This is a genomic window from Phenylobacterium sp. (assembly GCF_020253645.1).
Taxonomy (GTDB): Bacteria; Pseudomonadota; Alphaproteobacteria; order Caulobacterales; family Caulobacteraceae; genus Phenylobacterium.
This window is the reverse complement of sequence record NZ_JADCBG010000166.1, coordinates 1-26,156: the sequence shown is the minus strand read 5'-3', so window position 1 is coordinate 26,156 and position 26,156 is coordinate 1. Positions and strand designations below refer to the sequence as shown.

The following is a 26,156-nucleotide window of genomic DNA, read 5'->3' as shown; positions in this document are numbered from 1 at the left end:
GAGGCCCGGATCCCGGTCAACATGAACGTCATCGACGCCCGGGGCGCTCCCGGCGTCATGGGGCTGAAGGGGCTGCTCAGGGCGTTCCTGGATCACCGGCGTGAGGTGGTGGTCCGGCGGGCCCGGCACCGGCTCGCGCGTATCGAATCCCGCCTGCACATCCTGGACGGCCTGATCATCGCCTTCCTGAACCTCGACGAGGTGATCCGCATCGTCCGCCAGGAAGATGAGCCCAAGGCGAAGCTGATCGAGGCCTTTGACCTGTCCGACCTGCAGGCCGAGGCCATCCTCAACACCCGCCTGCGCCAGTTGGCGCGGCTGGAGGAGATGGAGCTGCGGCGTGAGCACGCGGATCTCGCCGAGGAGCGCGACGGCCTGAACAGCCTGCTGGGCTCCGATCGGGCCCAGTGGAAGCTGGTGGGGGTCGGCCTCAGGGATGTGCGCGACCTGCTGGAGAAGGATGGAAGCCTGACCCGCCGGCGCTCGACCTTCGAGTCGGCCCCCGAGGTGGACGCCGAGGCCGCCCTTGAGGCCTTGGTCGTGCGCGAGCCGATCACCGTCATCCTCTCCGAGCGCGGCTGGATCCGGTCCGTGAAGGGCCGCGTCGAGGACCCCTCCGAGGTCAAGTACAAGGAGGGCGACGCTCAGGGCTTCATCGTTCCCGCCGAGACCACCGACAAGCTGCTGCTGTTCGCCTCGGACGGCCGGTTCTTCACCCTGGCCTGCGACAAGTTGCCGGGCGGGCGTGGGCACGGCGAGCCCGTCCGCCTCATGCTGGAGCTGGATGACCGCACCGAGATCGTTGCGGTCTTCCCGCACCGCCCCGGGGCCAAGCGTTTCGTCGCCTCCAAGGAGGGCTACGGCTTCCTGCTGCCCGAGGCCGAGGCGGTGGCCATGCGCAAGGCGGGCAAGCAGGTGCTGACCGTCGGCAAGGGCGGGGCCGCCTTCGCCCTGGCGGCGGAGGGCGACCAGGTCGCCGTGGTCGGCGACAACGGCAAGATCCTGGTCTTCCCCCTCGAGGAGTTGCCGGAAATGCCCCGCGGCAAGGGCGTCAAGCTGCAGGCCTATCGTGAGGGCGGCCTGAGGGACGCCCTCGTCTTCCGGGCGGAGGAGGGCGCCGCCTGGATCGATGCCGCCGGCCGGACCCGCGCCTGGACCGACTGGCGCGATTGGGCCGGTCGCCGGGCGGGCGCAGGGCGATTGGCCCCACGCGGATTCCCTGCCAGTCGCCGCTTTCGCCCGGGCTGAGGACGGAGACTCAAATCGCGCCTTTGCGGCGGCCCTGCCGCGCGGCTAGTCTGCCCGCCATTCGATAGGGGGGATTCCATTGACTCAGTTTTTCCGCAGCCTGGCGTCGGCTGTCGCCGTCGCAGCGCTCATTTCCGCGCCTCAGGCCCTGGCCGCGCCGCGCAAGGCCGCCGAGGTGAAGCCCGAGGCCGTCGGCTTCGACTCCGCCCGCCTGAAGCGCCTGGACGACGCCATGGCCAAGGTGGTCGCCGACGGGCGCGTGTCCGGCATGACGACCCTGCTGGTGCGCCACGGTCAGGTGGTCGGCTTCAAGACCTACGGCCAGAAGGACCTCGCCACCGGCGCGCCGATGGAGAAGGACACCATCTTCCGCATCTACTCCATGACCAAGCCGATCACCGGTGTGGCCTTGATGATCCTCTTCGAGGAGGGGAAGTGGAAGCTGGACGACCCGGTGACCAAGTTCATTCCCGAGTTCAAGAACCTGAAGGTGATGACCGGGGTAGACGACAAGGGGAACATGATCACGGTTCCCGTCGAACGGCCGCCCACCATGCGCGAGATCATGAGCCACACCGCCGGCTTCGGTTATGGCCTCGGCGACCGGCATCCCGTGGACCGCATGTTCCGCGAGAAGCGGGTGCTGGGGGCCACCGGGCTGAATGACATGATCACCCGGATCGCGGACATCCCGCTGATGTTCCAGCCCGGTACGGCCTGGTACTATTCGGTCTCGGTCGACATCCAGGGGGCCATCGTCGAGCGGATCAGCGGCCAGACCCTCGGCGCCTTCATGGAGGAGCGAATCTTCCGCCCGCTCAAGATGGTGGACACCGGATTCTACGTTCCCGCCGGCAAGACGGATCGTCTGGCCACACTCTACATGACGGATCCCAAGACCCGTCAGAACGTTCTCGCCACCGCCATCTTCGACAACCCGCCGCCGGACTACACCAAGCCGCCTGCGACCGAGTCGGGGGGCGGCGGCCTGGTCTCCACGACCTCGGACTTTGGCCGGTTCTCCCAGATGATTCTCAACGGCGGCGAACTGGACGGCGCGCGAATCCTCGCCCCGGCGACGGTTGAGCTGATGCGCACCAACGTCATCCCGAAGAGCGTGCTGGTGACCTCGAACGGAACCTCAGGCTCCCGCTTCAACGAGGCGGTGGGCTTTGGCCTGGACTTCATGGTCAACATGGACCCGCGCGCCTCAGGCAGCCTTGAGGGCGCCAACACCATGAGCTGGGGCGGCGCCGCCGGCACCTGGTTCTGGATCGATCCGACCAACAATCTCTACTTCGTCGGCATGGTCCAACGGCTTGGCGGTACGGGCGGCGAGGACCTCGGCACGGCCGCCCGGACCCTGACCTACCAGGCCCTGGTCGACCCGAAGAAGTAGGCGTCGGAGACGGCTTCGGACAGCCCGCAAGGGGCGGAAACCTTGACTTTCCGCCCCTTGCGTGCGCCCTTCCGCGCCTTGGATTCCGGAGCCCTTTCGACCCCATGCACGCCTATCGCACCCACACCTGCGGCGCCCTTCGCGCCTCCGACACCGGCCAGTCCGTTCGCCTGTCGGGGTGGATCAATCGCAAGCGCGATCATGGCGGCCTGGTCTTCGTGGACCTGCGCGACCACTACGGCCTGACCCAGCTGGTCTTTGCGCCGGAAACCCCCGGCTTCGCGACCATCGAGCGCCTGCGCGCCGAGAGCGTCATCCGGATTGACGGCGAGGTCGTGGCCCGCACCCCCGAGACCGTGAACCCGAACCTGGATACCGGTGAGGTCGAGGTGCGCGTGCGGGCCGTCGAGGTCCTGTCCGAGGCCGCCGAGCTGCCCCTGCCGGTCTTCGGCGAGCCCGATTATCCGGAAGAGATCCGGCTCAAGCACCGGTACCTGGACCTGCGGCGCGAGACCCTGCACCGCAACATCGTCCTGCGCTCGAAGGTCATCCACTCGATCCGCAACCGGATGATCGACCAGGGCTTCCTGGAGTACCAGACGCCCATCCTGACGGCGTCGTCGCCGGAAGGCGCCCGGGACTTCCTGGTGCCCTCGCGCCTGCATCCTGGGACCTTCTACGCCCTTCCGCAGGCCCCCCAGCAGTTCAAGCAGCTGCTGATGGTCTCGGGCTTCGACCGCTATTTCCAGATCGCCCCCTGCTTCCGGGACGAGGACCTGCGCGCCGACCGCAGCCTGGAGTTCTACCAGCTCGACGTCGAGATGAGCTTCGTCACCCAGGAGGACGTCTTCGCCGCCATCGAGCCCGTCATGCACGGCGTGTTCGAGGAGTTCGCCGGGGGCAAGCCGGTCACCCCGTATCCCTTCCCGCGTATCCCCTACCGGGAGGCCATGCAGAAGTACGGCTCCGACAAGCCGGACCTGCGCAACCCCCTGATCATGCAGGATGTGTCCGAGCCCTTCCGCGGCGGCGGCTTCGGCGTCTTCGCCCGCATGCTGGAAAGCCCGAAGACCGGCATCTGGGCCATCCCGGCGCCGGGCGGCGGCAGCCGGGCCTTCTGCGACCGGATGAACAGCTGGGCCCAGTCCGAGGGTCAGCCGGGCCTGGGCTACATCTTCTGGCGCGAGGGCGAGGAGGGCGGCGCCGGCCCGATCGCCAAGAACCTCGGCCCCGAGCGTACCGAGGCGATCCGGGAACAGCTGGGCCTGAAGGTGGGCGATGCGGCCTTCTTTGTCGGTGGCGATCCGAAGGTCTTCACCAAGTTCGCCGGCCTCGCCCGCACCCGGGTCGGGACCGAGCTGGGCCTGGTGGACGAGAACCGCTTCGAATTCGTCTGGATCGTCGACTTCCCGATGTTCGAGCTGAACGAGGAGACGGGGCTGGTGGACTTCTCCCACAACCCCTTCTCCATGCCCCAGGGCGAGCTTGAGGCCCTGAACACCCGCGATCCGCTGGAGATCCTGGCCTACCAGTACGACATCGTCTGCAACGGCTATGAGCTGTGCTCGGGCGCCATCCGGAACCATCGCGCGGACGTCATGCTGCGCGCCTTCGAGATCGTCGGCATGGGGGCGGAGGACGTGGAGAGCGCCTTCGGGGGCATGCTCAACGCCTTCCGCTATGGCGCCCCGCCGCACGGCGGCCTGGCGCCCGGCATCGACCGGATCGTGATGCTGCTGGCGGGTCAGACAGCCATCCGCGAGGTCATCGCCTTCCCGATGAACCAGCAGGGCCAGGACCTCTTGATGAGCGCGCCGTCGGCGGTCGAGGACAAGCAGCTCAAGGAGTTGCACATCCGCACGGCCCTGCCGATCAAGACCTGAGGCCGGGGCTGGTCCCGGGGGCAGGCGCACGGAGCCGACGGCGCAGGCGGCGTCGAGCTGCTCCTGCCGGAGGTTGCGGACGCCCCCCAAGGTCGACCCCGCAGAAGACGACGCCCCGCAGGCTGGGGCCCTCGAAGTCGGCTCCTGCGAAGCTGGCGCCTCGGATCCGGGCGCCGTCCAGCCGGATTTCCTTCATGCGCGCACCGTAGAAGTCGGCGCCAGTGATCTCGGCGTCGCTGAGGTCGCTCCGGGACAGGTCGCAGCCGACACAGGGACCGCCGAAGCTTACGGCGCGGGGAATATCCTTGCCGCCCAGCAGGGCCAGGGCCTGAGCGCCGAGGGGACGGCTCGGTGAGGGCCCGCTTGCGGATGCCGAGCCAACGGTGAAATTCGACCCGAAGCGGTCATTGTCAGCCGCGTGCAGCTAATTCAATGTCAGGGGTGGTGAGCAGAATTGGAGGCGTCGTGAGCGATCCGGAACAAGCAAGAGCGAACCCGCTCAGAAACATCGAAGCGAAGACAGGGTCGTCGATGAGCGAGATACGCGCGGCGGTATCCGAGGCGGGCCACGACCTTAACCACTCGAAAGGTGACCGCCCATGATCAAGCCGACCGCGACTGTTGCGAGCAAGCCAGACCGTTCTCCACGTCCGTGGGCGATTGCGCTCGCCGGCGCATTCGTGCTGACCGGCGGGGCCGTCGCCGCCGTCGGCGCCCTGGCAGAGCCCTCAGCCCCACCCAACGCGCCATTCCGGATCGAGGAAATCGCCGACCTCGACCAGCCCTGGGCCATGACCTTCCTGCCCGACGGCCGCATGTTGATCACCGAGAAGGCTGGCCAGCTGTTAATGCTCTCAGCAGACGGCAAACAGCGAAAGACCGTGACCGGCGCCCCCGCCGTGACATCCCAGGGACAGGGCGGGCTGATGGATGTCGTGCTTCACCCCCGGTTCGCCAAGAACCGGATGGTTTACTTCAGCTATTCGGAAGCCGCCGGGAAGGACTCGAGCGTGGTCCTGGCGCGCGGCGTGTTCAACGACGGAGACGCCCCGTCGCTACGCAACGTGCAGACGCTTTTCCGCGGCCCCAAGTATGACGCGAGGGCGGGCCACTATTCTGGCCGCATCGCATTCTCGCCCGAGGGCAAGCTGTTTTTCGCCGTCGGTGATCGCCAGCAGTGGGACGGTTTCCAGCGCACGGAGCCGCAGGATATCAAAATCCTCTCAGGCAAGGTTCTGCGCCTCAACGACGACGGCACGCCGGCAGCCGGCAATCCCCTGGCGGCGCGCGGCGGTGATCCCGCCATCTGGACCTATGGCCACCGCAACCTCCTCGGCCTGGCATTCGACGCAAACGGCAACCTGTGGGAGCAGGAGATGGGCCCTCTGGGCGGGGACGAGGTCAATCTGATCCTGCCCGGCCGCAACTACGGATGGCCGGTCGTCTCAAATGGCGACAGCTACCCGGGCCCGCCGAACAATGGGGCGGCGATCCCGGATCATCGCCCTGGCGACGGCTTTGAGGCGCCGAAGGTCTGGTGGAGTCCCGCCATATCGCCCGCGGGTATGATGGTCTACTCCGGCAAGCTCTGGCCGCAGTGGCGCGGCGATCTCTTCATCGGCGGTCTGTCCAGTCGGAGTCTGGTCAGGGTCGATGTCAACGGACCCGAGGCCACGAAGGGCGACCAGTTCGCGCTGGGTACGCGCATTCGCGAGCCGGAGGAGGGGCCTGACGGCTCAATCTATCTTCTCACCGATGGCCGGCGCGGCTCCGACGGGAAGCTGGTGAAGCTGACGCCCAAGAGGTGACACAAGGGGCTGTCCAGGAGTGACGCCTGGCGCACAGCGGACCGGCGCAACCTTGAGCTTTACCCGGCGGAAGCGGGAAGGTCTGCTCACGGGTGGAACGCCCAGGCGGCCGCGACGTGATCTGGCTCAATTGATGCAGAGGCGTCAGCCGGCGAGGTCGCCCTCGGCGCGGACGCCGCAGGTGTCGCAGATGAGGTCTGCACCCTTTCGCACCAAGGCCGTGTCGCTGCAGTCCGGCCAGACGTCGGCGTCCCTGCGCAGTCCGCCAAGCGCGCCGCGCTCCTGCGCGGTCGGCAGGAAGACCAGGTTGTCCGGCGCCGCCCCCCGGGAGAACCCGCGGGAAATGAACCGTGACGCGGGCTGCGGTTCGAGATCCTCCAGGGGCTGGCCATCGGCGGCGCCGCGGCCAGGGCCATCCGCGTTCAACTCGCGCTCGGCGATCGCGAGGTCATCGCCTTCCCGATGAACCAGCAGGGCCAGGACCTGCTGATGAGGGCGCCGTCGCCGGCGGAGGACAAGCAACTGAAGGAACTGCACATCGGTACGGCCCTCCCGATCAAGGCCTGAAGCGAGTTCGACCTAGTTGCTCGGGCAGGTCCGAATGGCGAGGCCTCGGGGCAGGCGGACCGACCCGACCGCGCAGGCGCCGTCGAGCTGATCCTGCCTCAGATTGCGCGCACCGCTGAAATCCACCCCGTACAGTACCACCCCGCGCAGGCTGGCTCCCTCGAAGTCCGCGCCGTTGAAGCTGGCGCCCCGGATCTTGGCGCCATCCAGGCGAACATCCTTCAGACGCGCGTCATCAAAGTCGACGCCTGTAATCTCGACCTCGGTGAGGTCGCTTCGGGACAGGTCCGAGTGACTGAAGTTGGCTCCGGTGAAGCGAACTCTCCGCAGGTTCGCGCCCACCAGAGTGGAACCGGAGAAGTCTGCACCCAGAAAACGGGCCCCGGCGAGCTCCCGACCCGAGAGATTACAGCCTACGCAGGCGCCGCCGAAGCTGACCGCCCGGGGCACATCCCTTGAACCGAAAACCACGAGGGCGGCGGCAGGCGCCGGAAGAGACAGGACGCCCGCGCAAATAGCGGCCGAAAGGCTCCAGGCGGAGCGGCTTTGAACGGACGCGACCATCCGCGCCCTATGCCTTCGCAGGACATGCCCCGCCACTTAAATTGCTGTAACGCGTTAGGAAAAGGTCTGCCCGGAGTTCCGTCATGAGCTTGCGTCCTCCCCGCCTTCTACGAGAGTCCGCCTCGCGCCGGGAAACGGGATTCAGCGTCCTTGAGGCTGAGATCCTCTCCGAAGCCGCGGCCGCTCTCGGGAGGGCTGGAGCCCGCGCCGAAGCAGCGCTTGCCCGGCTGGCTGATCCTGTCGCTGTAGAGACCGCGGGGAGGGACGCCCTGCTCAAGGATGCGGCTGAAGCTGTCTGGAGCCTGTTCATCCAGCGGGAGGCGTGCGGCCTGAGAGACCAGCGGCAGGTGATCGCGGACCTCGGCATCCCCCGGTCCGTGCTGGTGAGGCTGGGCGCCCGCTAGACGGCTCTCCCATGACCGTTCGGCGTCTGCCGGGACATGTGCTGACGGGCTCTCATCCCGCCAGATCGCTCTCGGCCTGGACCCCGCAGGTGACGCAGACCAGCTCCGCCCCGCGCCGGACAAGGGCGGCGTCACCGCAGGCGGGGCAGACGTCCGCATCACGGCGGGACCCCGCCCCACTGCGTTCCTGAACGCCAGGCAGGAAGACGAGATTGTCGGGCGCAGCGCCTCTCGAAAATCCCCGTGAAATGTATCGCGAGACCGGCTGCGGGACGGGCTCCGCCAGGGGTTGACCATCCGCCGCTCCCCGTCCCAGCCCGTCCGCGTTCAGTTCGCCGTCGGCGTTGGCCAGATCGTTCCGCCCCAGATAGGAAATGCCCAGCTCGCGGAAGATGTAGTCGAGAATGGAAGTCGCCGAGCGGACGGAGTCGTTGCCCGTAACCTGACCTGCAGGTTCGAAGCGGGTGAAGACGAAGGCGTCGACAAACTCCTCCAGCGGCACGCCGTACTGCAATCCAAGGGAGACGGACACCGCGAAGTTGTTCATCAGGGATCGGAAGGCTGCGCCCTCCTTGTGCATGTCGATGAAGATTTCCCCGAGCTCGCCTTCGTCATACTCGCCTGTGTGAAGGTAGACCTTGTGACCGCCTACCGAGGCCTTCTGGATGTATCCCTTGCGGCGATCCGGGAGCTTGCGGCGAACAGGGGGACGCTCCACCTCTATCCGCCGCTCGATGATCCGCTCCTCTATGGGGGGTGCGGGCGCCGTAATCTCCGGCCGATCGCGAATCTCGACGGGGCTGGTGAAGGGCAGGGGCGAGCGCCGAACTCTGCTTCTCAGAACGATCCCGGGGAAGGCGGCGAGATCGGGGAGGAGGCTCTCAAGCGCACGGGCCGAGTCCACCTCCACCTCCATCACCGGAGGCGCGGCGAGGAACGGCGCGAGGGCGGAGGCCATGGCCGCCCTGGCGGATGGGCCGATCTCCCCACCCGCAGCCAGCACCTGCGACGCTTCGGGCGAGAGACCCGGGAGGTCTGAGAGGCGCCCGGCGCCCGCGATCGCCGAGTCGGCCAGGGCCACACGCCAGCTTGCGAGACCCATGCGCTCCGGCAGGTCCAGAGCGGGATCCGACAGGTCTTCCGGCCCCAGCCCAAGGACGTCCGAAAGGAATCCGGGGTCAATCACCGAGGTGGAAAGAACGTCGGACAGGCGGTTTGCAAAGGGGAGGGCGGCCTCGACCGCGGCGATCTCATGATCCGTGAACCCCAGAGACTCCAGGGCATGTCGGTCGACACCGGGGAGACCGGTCAGGGTGCGTGCGCCAAGGGCGTGGAGGCGCGCCTCGCCGGGGTCTATCCCGAGGACGTCGAGCGCCCGGAGAGCCGGGCCGGAGAGGGTCCGGAGGCTGGCGCCGTCCGAAGTTTCGATCTGCAGCACGACGCTGGCCGGAGGCCCCCCTGACGGGTCCGCGGCGCCCAGTCGCAATGCGAGGTCAGCGTCCCGGAACAGGCTAAGCCCGACGTCAAGACCAGTCGGAATGGCGCGGCGGGCAGCCTTGAAGAGGGACCGCGCAGCCTTCCTTGCGTCCTCGGAATCGTAGCCGAGCCCTTGGGCGAACAACCAGTCCCCCAGGCCAGCCAAGGCGAGGACACCGGGTCTTCCCGAGGCGGCGAGGGCCATGGCGAGGTCTGCAACCGCCTGCTCGAAGGCTGTGCGATCGAAGTCCTCTCCAAGCCCGAAGGCGCAAAGATTGATGGCGCCTCGAACGCAGGGGCCCGCCGAGGCCAGGGCCGAGGCCGTTTCCCGGGTGTCTGCGAGTCCGACTGCAAGGCTGAGTCTTCCCGACAGGGCGGCCGCCGAGGAGGAGGGGTATGCGACGATCCGGAGCCGGTCGGGAGCTGGCGCCGGGGGCGTCACGCGCCAGCCTCCGGGACCTTCACGAGCGTTCTCGATCGCCTCGTGTATCAGATCATCCGGCGCACCCATCGCCCTGGCGCGCTCCACGGCCCGCGCCAGGCTGGGGTTGTCCGCCATCGAGGTGCAGGCTTCCCTCGGTCCGTCACAACGGGTGATCGCCTCATACACGCCGGAGAGCGCTTCTGAAGCCCTGTGAACGGCCGTCTGGGCCAGGGTGTGGCCGCGGATTTCCGCGGAAAGCTGATCGAGTCGCGCCGTGAGGCCCTCGTCGCCGATCTGAGAGATTTCCGGGGCCGGACCGGAGGGCGCTCCGATCGCGGCCGCCGACCGCAGCATCAGTCCTGTCAGTCGTTCCGACAGGCCCCGCTCTGCGCTCCTCCCGGCAATGATCTGACGCTCGCGGGCGGTTTCGGCAATGCGGGCGGCGAGACGGGCGGCCCCCTCGCCAAGATCTTCCGGAGCGCCCAGCGCCGTGAACCAGGCCTCGGTCTGTGCGTCCGTCCAGCCAACCGGCGCCATCACCTCGACGCACCGGTCGCCGAGTTCGATCTGGCGCAGTTCAAGGACAGGCGGGTGTTGCATGGGTTGGAGCCTCCGGTGAACGGAGGGTAGGTCGACCCATGGTCCCGGGCAACACATGTTGCGGATCGGCGCCTCACCATCCACAAGATGTTGATATCCCATCCTCGCTGGACGCTGCAGGCCTCCAGACCTATAGTCCGCGCGCAGTTTCGTAGAACGGACCCGTACAGGCGTGCTGAAAGCAATCTTCACCTGGTGGAACGGCGCCACGATCGGCGCGGGTTTCCACATCAAGCGCCGGGGCGTCCTGGTCGGCCAGGACGACTATGGAAACACCTACTATCAGGCCAAGGACGCCCGGGATTCCTATGACGGCCGGCTTCGGCGCTGGGTGATCTACAAGGGCTATCCGGACGCCTCAAAGGTGCCCCCCGAATGGCACGGTTGGTTGCATTACACTTTCGAAGAACCGCCGACCATCGCCCCCTTGCCGCGCCGGTCGTGGGAGCGGGATCATCAGCCCAACCTGACCGGAACCATCCACGCCTGGCGACCCCGCGGGTCCATAGCCCGGGGAGGTGAGCGTTCCCCCGCTACGGGCGACTACGAGGCGTGGCGGCCGGAATAGCATGCGCGGTCTCCCGTCGCGCAGGAGTCTGGCGGCCGCGAGCCTTGCGGTCGTCTGTCTCATGGCCGTGGCGAGTCTCTCTCCCGCCCAACCAGCCCCGCCGCCCGCGACCCCTCCGGCCGGTTCATCACCGCCCGTCATAGACGAAGAGGCGCCGCCGGCGGTCGTGGAAGCGCCGGCTCCCGCCGTGGCGCCCCCCATTCCACCCTCCCAGGTGACGCCGGCGGAACCGCCGGAGCGTCGGGTCGCGCCGCGGCCAACGGAGAGCGTCCAGCAGCGGCGACGCTTCGATGTTGCAGTCCTGCAGGCCGTGGACAAGATCACCGCCGAAACCATCCGGTTCGAGGCGCCTGTGGGCCAGCCGGTCCGCTACAAGTCGCTCATCCTGACGGTGCGCGCCTGCGAGCGGACGGCGACCGATGAGCCGACGGAGGATTCCATCGCCTACCTGACGGTCGACTCACAGCCTCGACCTCAGACCGGTCGTCCCAGCCCTGGCCCGCGCCAGGTCTTCCGGGGTTGGATTTTTGCGTCGTCTCCCGGTCTCAATGGTCCGGAGCACCCGATTTATGACGCCTGGTTGATCACCTGCAGGGCCGCCGCCCCGCTCAGAACCGTGGGCGGTCCGAATACGGCCTCCACCTCGAGTGCGGCGGCCAACCGATCGAGATAGACGGACCGCGGTATCTCCTGCGCTCCGAGGCGTGACAGGTGGTCTGTCATGAACTGGGCGTCCAGCAGGTGGAATCCCCCGAGGATCAGTCGGGCCACAAGGTGAGCCAAGGCCACCTTCGAGGCGTCTGTCTCTGCGGAGAACATGCTCTCGCCGAAGAAGGCGCCCTTCAAACTGACCCCGAAAACACCTCCGACCAGCCTGCTGTCCCGCCACGCCTCCACCGAGTGGGCCGCGCCGGCGGCATGCAGCCCCTGATACATCCGTCGGAGCGGCGGGTTGATCCACCCGCCCGGGCGTGCGGGATCCGCGCAGGCGGTCAGGACGGACTCGAAGGCGCTGTTGATGCGGATGTCGAAGCGGTCCTGACGAACCGTTCTCTGCAGACGGCGAGGAAGCTGCAGTCCCTTGAGGGGAAGAACGCCCCGTGACTCCGGGTCGACCAGATACACGGACCGGCTCCGCGCAGATCTCGCCATGGGAAAGAGCCCACGGGCATAGATTTCGAGAACGGGATGGACGTAGGCCTGGCCTGTCACCCGGCCTCCGACTGGTCCTTCAGCCACCGTTCAAGCCAATGGATCGTGTACTCGCCCATGAGGAAATCGGGCTGCAGCAGAAGGTCCTGGAAGAGGGGTATCGTGGTCTCCACGCCACTGACGACCATTTCACCAAGACAGCGGCTGAGGCGTGCGATGCATTCCTCCCTGTCCCGACCGTGAACGATCAGCTTGCCGATCAGGCTGTCATAATAGGGTGGGATGGCGTAGCCGGCGTAGATCGCACTGTCGAGGCGGACGCCGAGACCGCCGGGGGCGTGGAAGTCTGAGATCAGGCCGGGCGAGGGCGTAAAGGTCCGCGGATTCTCGGCATTGATGCGGCACTCGATGGCGTGCCCCTCGAAAACCACGTCCTTCTGGGAGAACGAAAGGGGTAGCCCGGCGGCGATGCGGATCTGCTCCCGAACGAGATCGATCCCTGTAATGGCCTCGGTGACGGGATGCTCGACCTGGAGCCGGGTGTTCATCTCGATGAAGAAGAACTCGCCGTTCTCGTAGAGGAACTCGATGGTGCCCACCCCGAGGTAGCCGATCCGGCGAACCGCCTCGACCACCACCTGGCCAATCTTCTTGCGGGCGGCGGCGTCAATGACGGGCGATGGCGCCTCTTCCAGAACCTTCTGGTGCCGGCGCTGGAGCGAACAGTCCCGCTCTCCGAGGTGACAGACATTACCGAACTGGTCGGCGATCACCTGAAGTTCGATGTGGCGGGGTCCCTGGAGATACCGCTCCATGTAGATGGCGTCGTCCCCAAACGCGGCCTTGGCTTCGGCCCGCGCCGTTGAGACCGCCTCGTTGAGGTCCTCCTCGGTCCGGGCGACCTTCATGCCTCGTCCGCCGCCGCCCGCCGCAGCCTTGATCAGGACGGGAAAGCCGATCTCCCGCGCTGCGGCGAAAGCCTCCTCCTCGGTGGTCACGGCCCCGTCCGAGCCCGGGACGACCGGTATCCCCGCCTCCTTCACAGCCTGCTTTGCGGTGATCTTGTCACCCATCAGGGTGATGTGTTCGGGCCGGGGCCCGATGAAGGTGAATCCGTGGGCGTTCACGATTTGCGCGAAGCGGGCGTTCTCGGAAAGGAAGCCGTACCCCGGATGGATCGCCTGGGCCCCGGTAATCTCGGCGGCCGCAATGATGGCGGGGATGTTCAGGTAGCTCCGGGCGGCCGGCGCCGGACCGATGCAGACGCTCTCGTCGGCCAGCCGCACCCACATGGCGCCTGCATCAGCCTCGGAATGGACCGCAACCGTGGAGATTCCCATTTCCTTGCACGCACGGTGAACCCGCAAGGCGATCTCGCCCCGGTTTGCGATCAGGATCTTGTCGAACATGGTCTAACCGATGATCGCGAGAGGTTCGCCGAACTCAACCGGCTGGCCATTGAGCACGAGAATCTCGAGGATCTTCCCGGCCCTGGGCGCCGGAATGGGATTCATGGTCTTCATGGCCTCGACGATCATCAGGGTCTGACCCTCCGACACCACATCGCCGACCTTCACGAAGGCCGGGGCGTCGGGCTGAGGCTGAAGATAGATGGTCCCCACCATCGGTGACTTCACGGGTTCTCCGGCCGCCGCAACGGCCGCAGGCGCAATGGCGACCACCTCAGGGGCAGGGGGAGCCGCCGCCTGCTGAAGAGGCGCGGCGACCGCCATGGGGGCTGCGACCGCGAGCGTCCGGGCGACCCGGATCTTCAGCCCCTGATGCTCGACCTCGATTTCCGAGAGCCCCGTGTCGTTCAGGATGCCAGCGAGCCGGCGGATCAGCCGGGCGTCTATCTGTTCTGCGGGAGCCTTTGGACTGGACGGCATTTGGAGATCCTGTGCTTCGTCGTCTGGCGACCGCAGACGTGGCGGACGTCGTGACCTTCTATCGAACCCGCGCCGGTGCGAACATGGGCTGACGCCCCCGTGCGGACACAACGGCGTGAAGCCGGCGCCAAACGCACGCCGACACGCCTCCGGCTCGAGCTGAACCTGCCGAAACCGGAATCGCCGTCTTGTAACGGTGGCCGGCAGGGGTCACAAGCAGGGCATGAGCTTGACCCTCGTCCTCAATGGAGAGCCCCGCGTCCTGGACGCTGTCAGCACGGTTGCAGACCTGGTGGCGGGGCTCGGCCTCGATCCGCGAAAGGTGGCGGTGGAGCGGAACCTCGAGATCGTTCCCCGGTCGGTCTACGATACGACCGGCCTCGTTGATGGGGATAGGATCGAGATCGTCCATTTCATTGGCGGAGGCTGAAATGACGGATCAGCGGGCGACGGATGCGGCGGATCGGGATGTCTGGTCAGTGGCGGGCCGCACCTTCCGGTCGCGCCTCATCGTCGGGACGGGCAAGTACGCCGACTACGCCCAAAACGCCGCCGCCGCCGAAGCGGCGGGTGCGGAAATCGTCACCGTCGCCCTGCGGCGGGTGAATCTGTCCGATTCCGGCAAGCCCATGCTGGCGGACTTTGTGAAGCCGGACCGTTTCACCTACCTGCCCAACACGGCGGGCTGCTACACCGGCGAGGACGCGGTCCGGACCCTGCGCCTCGCCCGGGAGGCCGGCGGCTGGAACCTGGTGAAGCTGGAGGTCCTGTCCGACACCCCGCACCTCCTGCCTGACATGGAGGAGACCCTCCGAGCGCTGAAGATGCTCGTCGCCGACGGCTTCGAGGTCATGGTCTACTGCAGTGACGACCCCGTCTACGCGCGCAAGCTGGAGGACGCCGGGGCGGCGGCCATCATGCCGGCGGCGGCGCCCATCGGATCGGGCCGGGGAATCCAGAACGCCCTCAACCTGGGACTGATCATCGAGCAGTCCAAGGTTCCGGTCCTGGTGGACGCCGGCGTGGGCACGGCGTCGGACGCCGTGATTGCGATGGAGATGGGATGCGACGCCGTCCTGATGAACACCGCGATCGCCGAGGCCAGGGATCCGATCCTCATGGCGGAAGCCATGAAGCACGCCGTCATCGCCGGACGGCAGGCCTTCCTCGCCGGGCGGATGGCGAAGCGTCGTTACGGCGACCCGTCTTCGCCTCTGGCCGGTCGGATCTGAATGACGCCTCGTTCTGACGGAAGCACACAGGGCCGCGGGGATTTAACCAACCGAGCGGACATCATCTTCAACACCGGCGCGGTGGCGCCTGGCGTGCGGGGGACGGCCTGGCCAGGTGCGGTCGGGACGCCATGAAGCTTCCAGTCGGCAAGCCCTGGTTCGGGCGACGGCGGTCGGGCTTCGGCGTGTCTCCGACGACCGGTGAGGGTTGGGCCTGCGTCGGGATCTACGTTCTTGTCATGGCCTTGATCCCGACCCTCATGGGGCGGGATCTGCGCGGGGTCGAGGCGCTGGGGACCTTGGCCGTGCTCCTGGGATGCACTGCCGTTCTGCTGGTTGTGGCCTGGCTGAAGATGGACCGGTCCGGGCCGATTCAGGGGCGTCCGGGCGAGGACTGAACCTCAGCCTGCAGAAATCCGGACGATGTCGAGTTCTGGGTTCAGCCCTACGGCTTGCATCAGTTCCGCCCGCTTGGGTCCGGCTTTTGGCGGATAGACATCCGCCTTCACCGCTTTCGGCGTCATCCAGTGCAACAGGACCTTGCCGAGGTTGACGGGACGCTTCAGCCAGTCTGACGGATGCTCAAGCATGTGGAAGCCGCGCAGGGCCGAGCGAAGCAGATCTGGGTCTGAGCGGATGGCGACGGCGACGCCATCCTCGGCGAAGCTCTTCAGAATGCGGCTCCGCAAGCTGGGGCGATGGTTCGGGTCCAGCGCCTGCCTGGCGCGGCGAACAGCCGCCCGGTCATCCTTCTGCATTGTGTCGAAGAAGGGGAGAATCTCGCGCTTGAGGCCAGCCTCGTACGCCAGCAGACGCGCGGCGGGTTCACTTGTCGCCTGCAGAGCGTCACGCAGAAGGGTGGCGCTTACCGCGGCGAAAGCGCAACCCCGACCGTAGAGCGGGTTGGTGCGGATCAGGCTGTCTCCCACCGCAAAGAAGCCGACAGTCGCCGCCTGGCCATCCGAAACAAGGCTGCGCCAGCGGCTTTTCAGGTCTCCCATTCCATAGACCTTGCTGACCGCTTCGGTCCGGTCGGCGTCCAGCCAGGGACGCATGCCCGGAATCTCGCGGCAGATGGCGTCGAACATGGCCGGGTCGACGATTGTCTTCCGGATCTCGAGTTCGATCTCCGGTACGCAGAGGGTGATGGAGAAGCAGCCGCTGTCCGCAGGGAAGACGCCGAACTTGATGAAGCCAAGGTCGCCGGTGGCGGGCGCGCCGCCCCTTGGCGGCTCGACCTGGCCATCACGGAGGCGATAGTGGCGCGTGAAATAGAGGATTCCGGCATCCTCTGCGGTCTCGCTCACCCGAACGCCGAGGTCCGCCAGCTGATCGAAGGCCGAAGACGTGCGGCCGCTGGCGTCGACAACCAGGTCGGCCTCGATCCTCTCTCCGCCCCGCAGCCTGACGCCTGTCACCCGGATCGGGGTCTCGCCCGACGCCTCGAGACCTTCGATGAAGGCCTCGCTGCGGATCTCGACGTTGGGCATGGCCTCGACATAGCGCCGGATGACCAGTTCCAGCGTGGTCCGCCGGCTCGTGAGGACCACCAGGTCGGCGTCTTCCGGGCGCGGGACCCAGCGATTGCGGTGGCGATCCGTGAGCATGCCGTCCAAGCCGAGTTCCCGGCAGCCGGCGGCGTTCAAGGCTTCCAGAAGGGCAGGGTGTTCATCGCGGATGATCCCTCGCAGCCTTGCGAGAAAGGCGTGGCTGTGGCGCAGGTGGGTGACGCCCCGGTGGGCCCAACCGGTGAAGGCCTCATCGGCGTCCCCGGAGGGCGGCGGCGGGTCTCGGTCCAACAGGGTGACCCTGCGACCGGTCGGCGCCAGGGCGAGCGCGGTCCAAAGGCCGGCCATGCCGGCTCCGATCACTGCGACGGTTTCAGTCATGTCATCCTGGCGTCTTCATGGGCCCCTGGCGGGCGGCGTCGATTGCGGTCTTCAGGGCCTCCAGGTCGGCGCCGGGGATCAGTCGATCTCCGACGATGAAGGCGGGGGTCCCTTCGATCCGCAGGGATTCAGCCAATCGACGCGTGTCGGCGAGATGACGGGTGATGGACTCATCCCGAAGCGCCGCGGAAAGCGCCTCTGGTCGGATCCCCGCCGCCTGAGCCAGACGGGCGATGGTGGCCTCGTTGAGGTTTCGTTCCTCCATCAGCGCCTGATGGAAGTCCAGGCCGGCTGCCCGCCCGGCCGGGGTCAGGGCGGCGCGAGCGGCAAGGTCCGAGGCGCCGCCGAAGATCGGAAACTCCTTCAGGACAAGACGGATATCCTTGTTCTCCTGCACCAGTTCGGCCAGTTCGGGGGCGATCGTCTTGCAGTAGCCGCAGCGGTAGTCATAGAACTCCACCACGGTGATCTTCCCGCCTGGATTGATCACGACATCGCGGGGATCCCGTTCCAGCGCCGCCCTGTTCGCGGCGATCGCCTTCCGGGCGTCGTCAGACTGCTGGGCGAGCTGCTTCTCCTGAAGGCGGGTCGCCATCTCCTCCAGAATCTCGGGATTCGACAGCAGGTAGCTGCGCACCGAGTCTCCCAGGACCATGTCGAAGGCCTTCTGACATCCTCCGAGGAGAACACTGCAGGACAGGACGGCGGCGAGGACGGCGTTTCTCATGCGCGCAACATAAGGGGGTCTGCGACGGTGTGAAGGTCTCGCGAGCGGGAATCCGGGCTCAGCTAAGCCTTCGGCTCATCACCTCCCGCCAAAGCCTTGTCCGCCCACCGGACACGGGCTCAAGGGCCGGGTTCAGCCGCCGCCCCGTCCCCCGCGAACCTGACGATCCCCTTCTGTTGCGAGCACGATGTCATTGGCCCGTCGCCATTCGGGGGTGTTCCGCTCCAGCAGATCCCTGGCCCTGAGGGCGAAGATCAGGGCCTGTCTGCGGTCGCCCTCGATGTAGTTGTACTCGGCGGTGGCGTAGCGGGCGAGACCATCTCGCTTCCGAGCGTCATAGGCCTGGGCCAGAAGCCTCCAGGCGACGGAGTTCTGCTCATCCTGGCTGAGGGCCTTCTTGAGCTCATTGATGCCCTCGTCGATCTTGGCTTCATCGGGCAGGGCGATGAGCGTCTGGCCGAGGTTGACCCGAAGCAGCGGACCGTCCGGCTTCAGCTCCACCGAGCGGCGCTGCGGCGCCTCTGCCTCCGCCGTCCGCCCGAACTCGAAGAGGATCTGCCCCTTCAGCTCCCAGAGGTACGGATTCTCCGGCTGCTCGGCCAGAAGGGCGTCGATCAGCTTGAGCGCCCTGTCCGGCTCCTTGAGCTGATACTGGGCGATGGCGCAGGCGTAGCGTGCAGGGAAGTCGGCCTTGGGATCGGCGCACTTCACCACGGCGACGCTGGGGTTCAGAAAGCCCTCGAGCTTGGCCTTCATGATCTGATGGCGACGGACGTTCTCGGGGTCGTCCGGCGCGTCCCTGTGGTTCATGCGTTCCACCCGCGCACGCAGGGCCTCGATCCGGCTTGAACTCAGCGGGTGGCTCCTGAAATAGGAGAACCTCCGCGCCTCCGAAAACACCTCCTGGTACCGGAAATTGTCGAAGAAGTTCACAAGCCCCCGACCCGAAAGCCCGGCCGCCTCGAGATAGGAAGCGCCTGCCTGATCCGCCCGGCTCTCCTGCTCCCGGCTGAACCCCATCGCTCCGAGAGTGCCGAAGAAGCTGGCGTTTGAAGCCAGGACGGCCCCGGCTTCCACGTTCCCTGCCAGGGCGGCGAGGACCCCGAGGCCCATCGTGAGCAGGAACGGCCTCATCCCGGCCTGCGTCATTTCCCCTGAACGTGCGGAATGGCCTCCGGCGAGGTGGGCCACCTCGTGGGCGATCACGCCCTGGAGCTCGTTCGGCGATTTCGATTCCAGGATCAGGCCTGTGAAGATCCCCATGGTCCCGGGCCCTGCGAAGGCGTTCAGGTCCCTGGAGCCGATCAGCAGGATCCGAATCGAGTCGGATTCCAGTCCGGCGACCCGGAACAGGGGCTCGGAGTACACCCTGAGGGTCTCTTCGATCTCTGTGTCCCGGATCAGGGTTATCGCCGCGCCCTGGGCGCGAGCTGACGCGGGAGACAGGATCGGGGCGATAATGGCCGCAAGGCCAAGCCCTAACGCCAGAATCCGACCAGGGTTCAGGTGGTGGCGGCCGTTCATGGCCCGACTCCTCGAATGGCGCCCCCCGTACAGGCTAGCCTCTCAGCCCCGTCGCCACCAGCCCTTGCGGGGTTGTTCCGGCGGCGCGACGATTTCAGCCGGATCCGGCGCACGCGGTGCAAGGGGTGCAGCCGCTTCCGGGGCCGGCGCCGACACCGGTGCAGGCGGGACCTCGGCGGACTCGGCTTCCTGGGCGACGGGCGCTTCGGGCGCGGGTTCGGCGGACCGCACCCGGCTGCGTCGGGCACGGACAGGCTTGGTCGGCGCCTCTGAGGCCTCGGTGTCAGGCGTGGCGACAGCTTCTTCCGAAACCGCCGGGGTGGGGGCCTCTTCCGTCGACGGGATCACCTCCGCCTCCTGGACCTCCGCCGCGGCCCGGGTCCTGGCGCGGCTGCGACGCGGCCGCCGGCTGGTCTGGACCTCCGCCTCGGGAAGCTCGACCCAGATATCCACCGAGGGGTCCTCGGGCGCCGCCGGGGCCGGGGCCGGGGGCGCTTCTGCGGCGGGTCCCTGCGGCCGGTCGGCCGAGCCGCGGGTGTCCTGGGAAGGATCAAACCAGATGAAGGGGTCGTCCTCATAAGGCACCCAGGGACGCGTCCAGGCGTAAGCGTCCTGTGGCCGCCCCTCATCCCGGGAACGCCGTCCGCCGCGCCGGCCCCGACGTCGCCTCCGGCCTCCCTGTCCGTCATCTTCCTCTTCCGATCGGAAGTCACGAGGCGCATCCCCGTTGGGGGGAGCAGCGGCGGACCGAGCCTCCGGCTCGCGCCGGCCGCGCCTGCGGCGCCGACGACCACGGCGATCGCCGCGACCCTCCTCATCGTCGTGATCGTCCTGTGACGATCTGCCTCCGCGCGGGCGGAGGTCCTGGTCATCGTCGTCCTCGGCTTCGACAATCGCCTCGTCGTCCGTGTCTTCGGGCTCATCTTCGAAGGCTTCGAAGTCTTCGTCAGCCGGCGCGTAGGGCTCGAGAGCCCTGGGCGCCGCCGGAATGTCGGAGGGGCGCGCCTGGTCCGCGGTCCGCTCGAGGGAGAACCCTGCGTGCGGCAGGGTTTCGTCCAGGACGACCGAGACGAAGACGCCGCGATCGGCGTGGAGCCGGGCAAGGTGCGCGCGCTTCTCGTTGAGAATGTAGAGGGCCACAGCCCGGGGGGCCCGAAGAGTGATCTCCCCCGCGCCCTTCAGCGTCTCCATCTCCACCGCCCGAAGCGCCCCCAAGGCGCTGGACTCCACAGAGCGCACCCTGCCGGTCCCGGCGCAGTGCTCGCAGACGTGTGTCGTCCCCTCCAGCAGGCTCGAGCGCCGACGCTGGCGCGACAGCTCGATCAGTCCGAAGCCGGAGATTCGCCCGACCTGGATCCGGGCGCGATCTTCCTTGAGCGCGTCCTTGAGCTTCTTTTCGACAGCGCGGTTGTTCTTCGACTCATCCATGTCGATGAAGTCGATGACGATCAGGCCGGCGAGGTCCCTCAGTCGAAGCTGGCGCGCGGCTTCCTCTGCGGCTTCGAGATTGGTTCTGAGCGCGGTCGCCTCGACATTGCGCTCACGGGTCGCCCGCCCGGAGTTGACGTCGATGGCCACCAGGGCCTCAGTCTGGTTGATCACCAGGTAGCCGCCCGACTTCAGCGGCGCGACCGGCGAATAGATCTGACTGAGGTGATCCTCGACCTTGTGCTTCACGAAGAGGGGGATTGGCTCCCGATACGCCTGCACCTTTCGCGCCTGAGACGGCATCAGCATGCGCATGAAGTCGCGGGCCTCGCGAAACCCGGCTTCGCCCTCGACAAGGACCTCATCGATGTCCTTGTCATAGAGGTCCCTGATGGTCCGCTTCACGAGGTCCTCTTCCTCGTAGATCAGGGATGGCGCCACGGAATGAAGGGTAGTCTCGCGAATGTTCTCCCAAAGGCGCAACAGATAGTCATAGTCGCGCTTGATCTCCGCCTTGGTGCGTTTGGCGCCCGCCGTGCGGACGATCAGGCCCATGCCCTCCGGGACATCCAGTCCCTGGACGACCGTCTTGAGCCTCTTGCGATCCGTCGCCGAGGTGATCTTCCGGGAAATGCCCCCGCCCCGGGCCGTATTCGGCATCAGGACGCCGTAACGCCCTGCAAGGGACAGATAGGTCGTCAGGGCTGCGCCCTTGTTGCCGCGCTCTTCCTTGACCACCTGGACCAGCATGATCTGGCGGCGCCGGATGACCTCCTGGATCTTGTAGCGGCGCATGAGTCGCCGACGGCGCCGCGCCAACTCTTCTTCCATGACGTCGTCATCGTCGCCTGAGAGGGTCTCGGCCCCTTCCTCGCCATCCTCTTCGGCATCCACCGGGCGGGAGGGCTCGATCTCATCGTCACCCTCGTCCGCCGCCTCCTCGGCCATGAGGGCTTCCCGATCGGCGACCGGAATCTGGTAGTAGTCGGGATGGATTTCGTTGAACGCCAGGAACCCGTGCCGGTTTCCTCCGTACTCGATGAAGGCGGCCTGGAGGGATGGTTCGACCCGGGTCACCTTCGCGAGGTAGATATTCCCCCTGAGTTGTTTGTGGCTCCGGCTCTCGAAATCAAACTCTTCGACGCGGTTCCCGTCGATCACCGCCACGCGCGTCTCCTCCGAGTGCGCGGCGTCGATAAGCATCTTCTTTGACATGAATTTCTCCGGGGCGCGCCTCAGGGCCTTGGCCCGGGCTGCGCCGATTAGGACGAGGGCTGCACAAACGCATCCGTTCCGCGAGGATTCCGCGGAGTGGGGCGGGCCGGGGTGTGGCTCGATGTGCGCAGTCCATGGCGTGTTTCCAGTTTGCGAACGCTCGCCGTCCGCAGCGAGAACCTCGAGGCTGCCGGGCGCGTGGCCGCGGGCAGGCCTGCGAAGGCCCCGTTTCCGACCCTACCGCAGTACGGCCGAATGTCGTCAGATGCAGCAAAACGCGCGACGACGCCAGCAAAAGATCATCCCCCCGAGGCTCGTCGTCAGCCTTAACGATTTCACTACATCCTGCGGATATCGTTCGAGCAAACCGCAGCAGGCGGTTTCAGAAGGACGAAATCTTCGTGGTGCGGATGTCGGACGGAACCTGGGGAAATGCGCTTCTCCTGATCCTTGCGGGCTGTCTGCTGCTCCTGGGATTCAGCGCGGAGTCTGCGCGGGCGACGGACCTGAACTCCGTACGCCTGGGGGGTGATCGTGAGTCCACCCGACTGGTGCTCGATCTCTCGGGCGAGGCTTCTGGACGGCTGGTGTCGCACGTTGGCGGCAAGGTCGTCGTCTCCCTCACGGGGGTGGATATCGACGCCCCCCTCCGCGGACAGGGTCGGGGCCTTGTCCGGTCCTGGAGTGTCGCGCCCCAGGCCGGCGGCGCACGCCTGACGATCGAGACGGCGGATTCCGTTCAGGTCCGGCGCAGGTTTCTGCTTCCGCCGGGCGAGGGCGCCTCGGGATTCCGATATGTCATCGATCTTGAACCTGCGACGACGGCGGCGAGCCCGACCCCCTCCGCGGAGTCGGCGCGGCTTACCTCACTTAAGGCGCCTGCGCCCGCGGTATCGACCAGAAAGACGGCCAAGACCCGCGTGGAGTCCCGCCGTATCGTGGTGATCGATCCGGGGCACGGAGGCCGGGATCCGGGGGCCATCGCTGGCGGGCGACAGGAAAAGGACATCACCCTCGCCGCCGCGCTCACCCTGAAGGAACGACTGGAAAGGACCGGACGCTACAAGGTCGTGCTGACCCGGGACAGGGACGTCTACATTCCGCTGGACTCCCGGGTGAAGCTCGCCCGCAGGGCCAATGCCGACCTGTTCATCTCCCTTCACGCCGACGCCGGGCCCGATGACTCGGTCCGCGGCGCCAGCGTCTACACCCTGTCTGAGCGGGCCGCAGGGCGCTCGGCGCGGCTGGTGACGAAGGATGACTGGTTCATGAAGGCGGGCTACCGCTCTGATCAGAGCGTATCGGGCATACTGTTCGACCTGACCCAGAGGGCGACCAAGAACCGGTCTGCTACCTTCGCCCAGCTTCTGGTCGACGAGATCGAGGATGAGCACACCCTGCTGAGGCGGAGCCACCGGGAGGCGGGCTTCGCTGTGCTTCTTGCCCCGGATGTTCCTGCGGTCCTCCTGGAGATGGGCTTCATGACCAATCCCGATGATCAGGCCTTTCTGGCCGATCCGAAGACGCGGGGCCGACTGGTCGTGGCCATCGCTGAGGCCATCGAAGGCTACTTCCGCAACGATGTGAGGGTCGCCTCGCGGTAGACCTTCCCGGTCGCCCGTCGAGCCCCCCCCAGGGCTCCAGAATCCGGCTTCCCCTTTTCCGAAACGCGCCCTAGACCATGAAGGATGCAGGCGCTCGGACGCCTGCGGAGGCGTTCTAGTCGTGCAATCCCCGAGAAGATGGCTGGCCATTGCTGGGGTGACCCTGCTCAGCCTGGTGGCTGTCGGGGGGCTGTCCATCGCGGTCTATGCAGCCTGGCTGTTCCATGACCTGCCCGACGCCGGCGACCTTGCGGATTACAGACCTCCCACCTCAAGCCGGGCCTATGCCTGGGACGGCACCCTTATCGGCGAATTCAGCCGGGAACGCCGGATTTTCGTGCCCTATGACAACATCCCCCAACATCTGGCCCTGGCCTTCCTGGCAGCTGAGGACCGGGCCTTCTTCCGGCACAAGGGGGTTGATCCGGCGGGTCTCGCCCGGGCTTTGGGCCGGGCCGTGCCCAGTCTGGTCCAGGGGCGGCGCCTGGAAGGGGGCTCGACCATCACCCAGCAGGTGGCCAAGAACGTCCTGCTGACCAACGACGCCACCCTGGGGCGGAAGTTCAAGGAAGCCCTGATCGCCCGGCGGCTGGAAGAGACCCTCACAAAGCCCCAGATCCTGGAGCTCTATCTGAACGAGATCTGGCTGGGGTACAGATCCTTCGGGGTCGGCGCTGCGGCCTACAACTATTTCGGCAAACCCATCAACGAACTCAGCCTCGCGGAGGCGGCCTTCCTCGCGGCCCTCCCGAAGGGACCGGACAACTACCACCCGCTGAGACGAAAGGCTCAGGCCATCGCGCGTCGCAACTGGGTTCTGGATCAGATGGCGGAACTTCAGTGGATCTCGGCGGCGGACGCGGCGAGGGCCAAGGCCGAGGACCTCGTCGTCCAGGCCGCGCCCACGCGGGCTCGCTACCGGGATGCGGACTACTTCGTGGAGGAGGTCCGGCGGCAGGGCCGCGCCGCCCTCGGAGACAAGCTCGACGCCGCAGGCCTCTATGTTCGCACCACCCTGGACTCGGAACTCCAGTCGATTGCGCTGCGGTCGCTGATGGATGGCCTGGAGACCTATGACCGCCGTCACGGTTGGCGCGGCGCCTTTGCAAGGACGACCTACGGACCGGGCTGGGAGAAGGCGGCGGCGCGGTTCCGCGCGCCCTCCGAACGGCGGGAGTGGCGGGTGGCGATTGTCACGGAGTCGGGGGGGCGGGGCGTTCGGGTGGAGACGCGCACTGACGCCGCCGCCGGCTGGCTGGCCCCGGCCGACGTCGCCTGGGCGCGGGCGGGGCGCGGCTTGAGCGCCGGTGACCTGGTCTTTGTCGAGCCCTCGGCCACCGGGGGCTTTCGGCTGCGGCAGGTCCCCGCCGTCAACGGCGCCTTTGTGGTGGTGGAGCCCAACACCGGGCGGGTCCTGGCCCTCGTAGGCGGCTATTCCTTCTCACTCTCCAGCTTCAACCGCGCGACCCAGGCCCGGCGCCAGCCCGGCTCCACGTTCAAGCCCTTTGTCTACGCAACCGCCCTTGAGAACGGCTATACGCCCGCGAGCACCGTTCTGGACTCCGCCATCACCTTGTCAGGTCGGGATGGTGAGGCCTGGTCTCCCGAGAACTATACCAGGTCCTATCTTGGAGCCATGCAGCTGCGCCGCGGACTGGAGTTGTCCCGGAACACAATGACGGTCCGGCTCGCCCAGGGCGTCGGGATGCGGAAGGTCCGTGACACCGCCCTTCGTCTGGGCGTGACCCAGAACATGGACCCCGTGCTCGCCATGGCGCTGGGGGCGGGCGAGACCACACCGCTCAGGATCACGACCGCTTACGCCGCCTTCGTGAATGGAGGGCGCAGGGTGGAGCCGCACCTCATCGAGCTGGTGCAGGACTTCAAGGGAGAGACCATCCTCAGGGCGGACCGTCGCGACTGTCCGCGTTGCAGCGCCGTCTTTACAGGTGCAGAGAGCCCGCGGATCGCCCAGGCTGGCGAGCAGGTTCTCGATCCGATCACGGCCTACCAGATTACGTCCATGCTCCAGGGCGTGGTCCAGCGGGGGACCGCTGCATCGGTTTCGTCGCTCGGCTTCCCGATCGCCGGCAAGACCGGAACCACCAACGACTATCGATCCGCCTGGTTCATCGGATACACCCCTCAGATCGTGGTCGGTGTCTTTGTCGGTTTCGATGACAATCGAACCCTTGGCCAGGGAGAGACGGGCACCCAGGCGGCGGTTCCCATCTTCATCGACTTCATGCGGTCGGCTGCGGACCGTCTGCCGAAGACGGACTTCAAGGTCCCGAGGAATGCGCGCTTCGCCAACATCAACGGGATCCGGGAGGCGTTTCGTCCCGGAACCGAGCCCAGGGTCCTGGAGACTCCGGCGGGCCTCACTCCTGACGGGCTTCCGATCCGGCCTCTGCCTTACGACCAGCTGGGGCGAACGGCAGGGGAGCCAAGGCCGCAGCCCGAACGCGGTTCCGACGACATGAGTGGATTGTATTGAGGCCACGTCCGCGCTACTCCCGCCCGCCGTGTTCCAGGAGTGACCCATGAGAGCGGAT

At 67.0% G+C, this 26,156-nt stretch carries 23 protein-coding genes; 12 read left to right on the top strand and 11 right to left on the bottom strand.

Features of this window, described 5'->3' with window-relative positions; genetic code table 11:
* From INE98_RS11095 to aspS, 3 genes are all read left to right on the top strand, one after another.
* Nucleotides 1-1,248, top strand: a 1,248-nt coding sequence (locus INE98_RS11095; RefSeq protein WP_293538960.1) for a DNA gyrase subunit A, incomplete at its 5' end; no start/stop codon positions are given.
* Nucleotides 1,249-1,327: 79 nt separating this feature from the next.
* The gene (locus INE98_RS11090) at nt 1,328-2,647 is read left to right on the top strand and encodes a serine hydrolase (protein ID WP_293538958.1); all 1,320 of its coding nucleotides are present in this window, start codon (nt 1,328-1,330) and stop codon (nt 2,645-2,647) included.
* A 104-nt stretch (nt 2,648-2,751) separates the two neighbouring features.
* Complete coding sequence (gene aspS, locus INE98_RS11085) at nt 2,752-4,530, top strand: aspartate--tRNA ligase (RefSeq protein ID WP_293538956.1); 1,779 nt, start codon at nt 2,752-2,754, stop codon at nt 4,528-4,530.
* Here aspS and INE98_RS14570 read toward each other — a convergent pair.
* Nucleotides 4,520-4,786, bottom strand: a complete 267-nt coding sequence (locus INE98_RS14570; protein ID WP_367120192.1) for a pentapeptide repeat-containing protein — start codon at nt 4,784-4,786, stop codon at nt 4,520-4,522. The genes aspS and INE98_RS14570 overlap by 11 nt on opposite strands.
* A 343-nt stretch (nt 4,787-5,129) precedes the next feature.
* Here INE98_RS14570 and INE98_RS11075 point away from each other — a divergent pair, with 343 nt between their 5' ends.
* Nucleotides 5,130-6,338, top strand: a complete 1,209-nt coding sequence (locus INE98_RS11075; protein WP_293538953.1) for a PQQ-dependent sugar dehydrogenase — start codon at nt 5,130-5,132, stop codon at nt 6,336-6,338.
* A gap of 144 nt (nt 6,339-6,482) precedes the next feature.
* Here INE98_RS11075 and INE98_RS11070 read toward each other — a convergent pair whose 3' ends face one another.
* Together INE98_RS11070 and INE98_RS11065 are read right to left on the bottom strand one after the other, a co-directional pair.
* Nucleotides 6,483-6,875, bottom strand: coding sequence for a hypothetical protein (locus INE98_RS11070; protein WP_293538952.1), 393 nt, complete (start codon nt 6,873-6,875; stop codon nt 6,483-6,485).
* A gap of 42 nt (nt 6,876-6,917) precedes the next feature.
* Nucleotides 6,918-7,469: a pentapeptide repeat-containing protein gene (locus INE98_RS11065; RefSeq protein ID WP_293538951.1), complete on the bottom strand. Its 552-nt coding sequence runs from the start codon at nt 7,467-7,469 to the stop codon at nt 6,918-6,920.
* An 83-nt stretch (nt 7,470-7,552) separates the two neighbouring features.
* On the opposite strand from INE98_RS11065, the gene INE98_RS11060 reads away from it, so the two are divergent.
* Nucleotides 7,553-7,873: a DUF6665 family protein gene (locus INE98_RS11060; RefSeq protein WP_293538949.1), complete on the top strand. Its 321-nt coding sequence runs from the start codon at nt 7,553-7,555 to the stop codon at nt 7,871-7,873.
* Between the two features lie 52 nt (nt 7,874-7,925).
* Here INE98_RS11060 and INE98_RS11055 read toward each other — a convergent pair whose 3' ends face one another.
* On the bottom strand, nt 7,926-10,373 hold the full coding sequence (locus INE98_RS11055) for a ribonucleotide reductase (RefSeq protein ID WP_293538948.1): 2,448 nt from the start codon (nt 10,371-10,373) through the stop codon (nt 7,926-7,928).
* A 172-nt stretch (nt 10,374-10,545) separates the two neighbouring features.
* Between INE98_RS11055 and INE98_RS11050 the strand changes: the two genes are divergently transcribed.
* On the top strand, nt 10,546-10,941 hold the full coding sequence (locus INE98_RS11050) for an NADH:ubiquinone oxidoreductase subunit NDUFA12 (protein WP_293538947.1): 396 nt from the start codon (nt 10,546-10,548) through the stop codon (nt 10,939-10,941).
* Between the two features lies 1 nt (nt 10,942).
* Nucleotides 10,943-11,614 (top strand): DUF2155 domain-containing protein, encoded by a 672-nt coding sequence (locus INE98_RS11045; protein WP_367120191.1) that lies wholly within the window; start codon nt 10,943-10,945, stop codon nt 11,612-11,614.
* Here INE98_RS11045 and aat read toward each other — a convergent pair.
* The 3 genes from aat to accB are packed head-to-tail and all read right to left on the bottom strand — an operon-like array spanning nt 11,509 to nt 13,982.
* The gene (aat, locus tag INE98_RS11040; protein ID WP_293538945.1) at nt 11,509-12,153 is read right to left on the bottom strand and encodes a leucyl/phenylalanyl-tRNA--protein transferase; all 645 of its coding nucleotides are present in this window, start codon (nt 12,151-12,153) and stop codon (nt 11,509-11,511) included. The genes INE98_RS11045 and aat overlap by 106 nt on opposite strands.
* Nucleotides 12,150-13,502, bottom strand: a complete 1,353-nt coding sequence (accC, locus tag INE98_RS11035; RefSeq protein WP_293538943.1) for an acetyl-CoA carboxylase biotin carboxylase subunit — start codon at nt 13,500-13,502, stop codon at nt 12,150-12,152. Before accC ends, aat begins: the two co-directional genes overlap by 4 nt.
* 3 nt (nt 13,503-13,505) lie before the next feature.
* The gene (accB, locus tag INE98_RS11030; RefSeq protein WP_293538941.1) at nt 13,506-13,982 is read right to left on the bottom strand and encodes an acetyl-CoA carboxylase biotin carboxyl carrier protein; all 477 of its coding nucleotides are present in this window, start codon (nt 13,980-13,982) and stop codon (nt 13,506-13,508) included.
* Nucleotides 13,983-14,211: 229 nt separating this feature from the next.
* Here accB and thiS point away from each other — a divergent pair, with 229 nt between their 5' ends.
* From thiS to INE98_RS11015, 3 genes are all read left to right on the top strand, one after another.
* Complete coding sequence (gene thiS, locus INE98_RS11025) at nt 14,212-14,412, top strand: sulfur carrier protein ThiS (RefSeq protein WP_293538963.1); 201 nt, start codon at nt 14,212-14,214, stop codon at nt 14,410-14,412.
* A 1-nt stretch (nt 14,413) separates the two neighbouring features.
* Entirely contained in the window at nt 14,414-15,214 is an 801-nt protein-coding gene (locus INE98_RS11020; RefSeq protein ID WP_293538939.1) for a thiazole synthase, read from the top strand.
* 131 nt (nt 15,215-15,345) lie between these two features.
* Nucleotides 15,346-15,612, top strand: a complete 267-nt coding sequence (locus INE98_RS11015) for a hypothetical protein (RefSeq protein WP_293538937.1) — start codon at nt 15,346-15,348, stop codon at nt 15,610-15,612.
* Nucleotides 15,613-15,615: 3 nt separating this feature from the next.
* Here the strand turns inward: INE98_RS11015 and INE98_RS11010 are convergent, their stop codons facing one another.
* The 4 genes from INE98_RS11010 to INE98_RS10995 form a co-directional block, all read right to left on the bottom strand.
* The gene (locus INE98_RS11010; RefSeq protein WP_293538935.1) at nt 15,616-17,103 is read right to left on the bottom strand and encodes an FAD-dependent oxidoreductase; all 1,488 of its coding nucleotides are present in this window, start codon (nt 17,101-17,103) and stop codon (nt 15,616-15,618) included.
* 1 nt (nt 17,104) lies between these two features.
* Nucleotides 17,105-17,830, bottom strand: a complete 726-nt coding sequence (locus INE98_RS11005; protein ID WP_293538934.1) for a DsbA family protein — start codon at nt 17,828-17,830, stop codon at nt 17,105-17,107.
* Nucleotides 17,831-17,962: 132 nt separating this feature from the next.
* Complete coding sequence (locus INE98_RS11000) at nt 17,963-19,354, bottom strand: M48 family metalloprotease (RefSeq protein WP_293538933.1); 1,392 nt, start codon at nt 19,352-19,354, stop codon at nt 17,963-17,965.
* Between the two features lie 42 nt (nt 19,355-19,396).
* Entirely contained in the window at nt 19,397-21,997 is a 2,601-nt protein-coding gene (locus INE98_RS10995; RefSeq protein WP_293538913.1) for a ribonuclease E/G, read from the bottom strand.
* A gap of 410 nt (nt 21,998-22,407) precedes the next feature.
* Here INE98_RS10995 and INE98_RS10990 point away from each other — a divergent pair, with 410 nt between their 5' ends.
* Both INE98_RS10990 and INE98_RS10985 read left to right on the top strand, forming a co-directional pair.
* Nucleotides 22,408-23,601 carry an N-acetylmuramoyl-L-alanine amidase gene (locus tag INE98_RS10990; RefSeq protein ID WP_293538961.1) on the top strand — a complete coding sequence of 398 codons (1,194 nt, stop codon included), beginning with the start codon at nt 22,408-22,410 and terminating at the stop codon, nt 23,599-23,601.
* 121 nt (nt 23,602-23,722) lie between these two features.
* A complete protein-coding gene (locus INE98_RS10985) occupies nt 23,723-26,098 on the top strand; it encodes a penicillin-binding protein 1A (protein ID WP_293538911.1) in 2,376 nt (791 codons plus the stop codon).
* The last annotated feature ends 58 nt before the right edge of the window (nt 26,099-26,156 follow it).

Coding starts and splice junctions, on each gene's coding strand:
- INE98_RS11020 (WP_293538939.1), top strand. CDS start 14,414: ATGACGGATCAGCGGGCGACGGATGCGGCGGATCGGGATGTCTGGTCA.
- INE98_RS11075 (WP_293538953.1), top strand. CDS start 5,130: ATGATCAAGCCGACCGCGACTGTTGCGAGCAAGCCAGACCGTTCTCCA.
- INE98_RS11055 (WP_293538948.1), bottom strand. CDS start 10,373: ATGCAACACCCGCCTGTCCTTGAACTGCGCCAGATCGAACTCGGCGAC.
- INE98_RS11005 (WP_293538934.1), bottom strand. CDS start 17,830: ATGAGAAACGCCGTCCTCGCCGCCGTCCTGTCCTGCAGTGTTCTCCTC.
- INE98_RS11045 (WP_367120191.1), top strand. CDS start 10,943: ATGCGCGGTCTCCCGTCGCGCAGGAGTCTGGCGGCCGCGAGCCTTGCG.
- INE98_RS10990 (WP_293538961.1), top strand. CDS start 22,408: ATGTCGGACGGAACCTGGGGAAATGCGCTTCTCCTGATCCTTGCGGGC.
- INE98_RS11060 (WP_293538949.1), top strand. CDS start 7,553: ATGAGCTTGCGTCCTCCCCGCCTTCTACGAGAGTCCGCCTCGCGCCGG.
- INE98_RS11015 (WP_293538937.1), top strand. CDS start 15,346: ATGAAGCTTCCAGTCGGCAAGCCCTGGTTCGGGCGACGGCGGTCGGGC.
- INE98_RS11065 (WP_293538951.1), bottom strand. CDS start 7,469: ATGGTCGCGTCCGTTCAAAGCCGCTCCGCCTGGAGCCTTTCGGCCGCT.
- accC (WP_293538943.1), bottom strand. CDS start 13,502: ATGTTCGACAAGATCCTGATCGCAAACCGGGGCGAGATCGCCTTGCGG.
- accB (WP_293538941.1), bottom strand. CDS start 13,982: ATGCCGTCCAGTCCAAAGGCTCCCGCAGAACAGATAGACGCCCGGCTG.
- INE98_RS10995 (WP_293538913.1), bottom strand. CDS start 21,997: ATGTCAAAGAAGATGCTTATCGACGCCGCGCACTCGGAGGAGACGCGC.
- INE98_RS11010 (WP_293538935.1), bottom strand. CDS start 17,103: ATGACTGAAACCGTCGCAGTGATCGGAGCCGGCATGGCCGGCCTTTGG.
- INE98_RS11000 (WP_293538933.1), bottom strand. CDS start 19,354: ATGAACGGCCGCCACCACCTGAACCCTGGTCGGATTCTGGCGTTAGGG.
- aspS (WP_293538956.1), top strand. CDS start 2,752: ATGCACGCCTATCGCACCCACACCTGCGGCGCCCTTCGCGCCTCCGAC.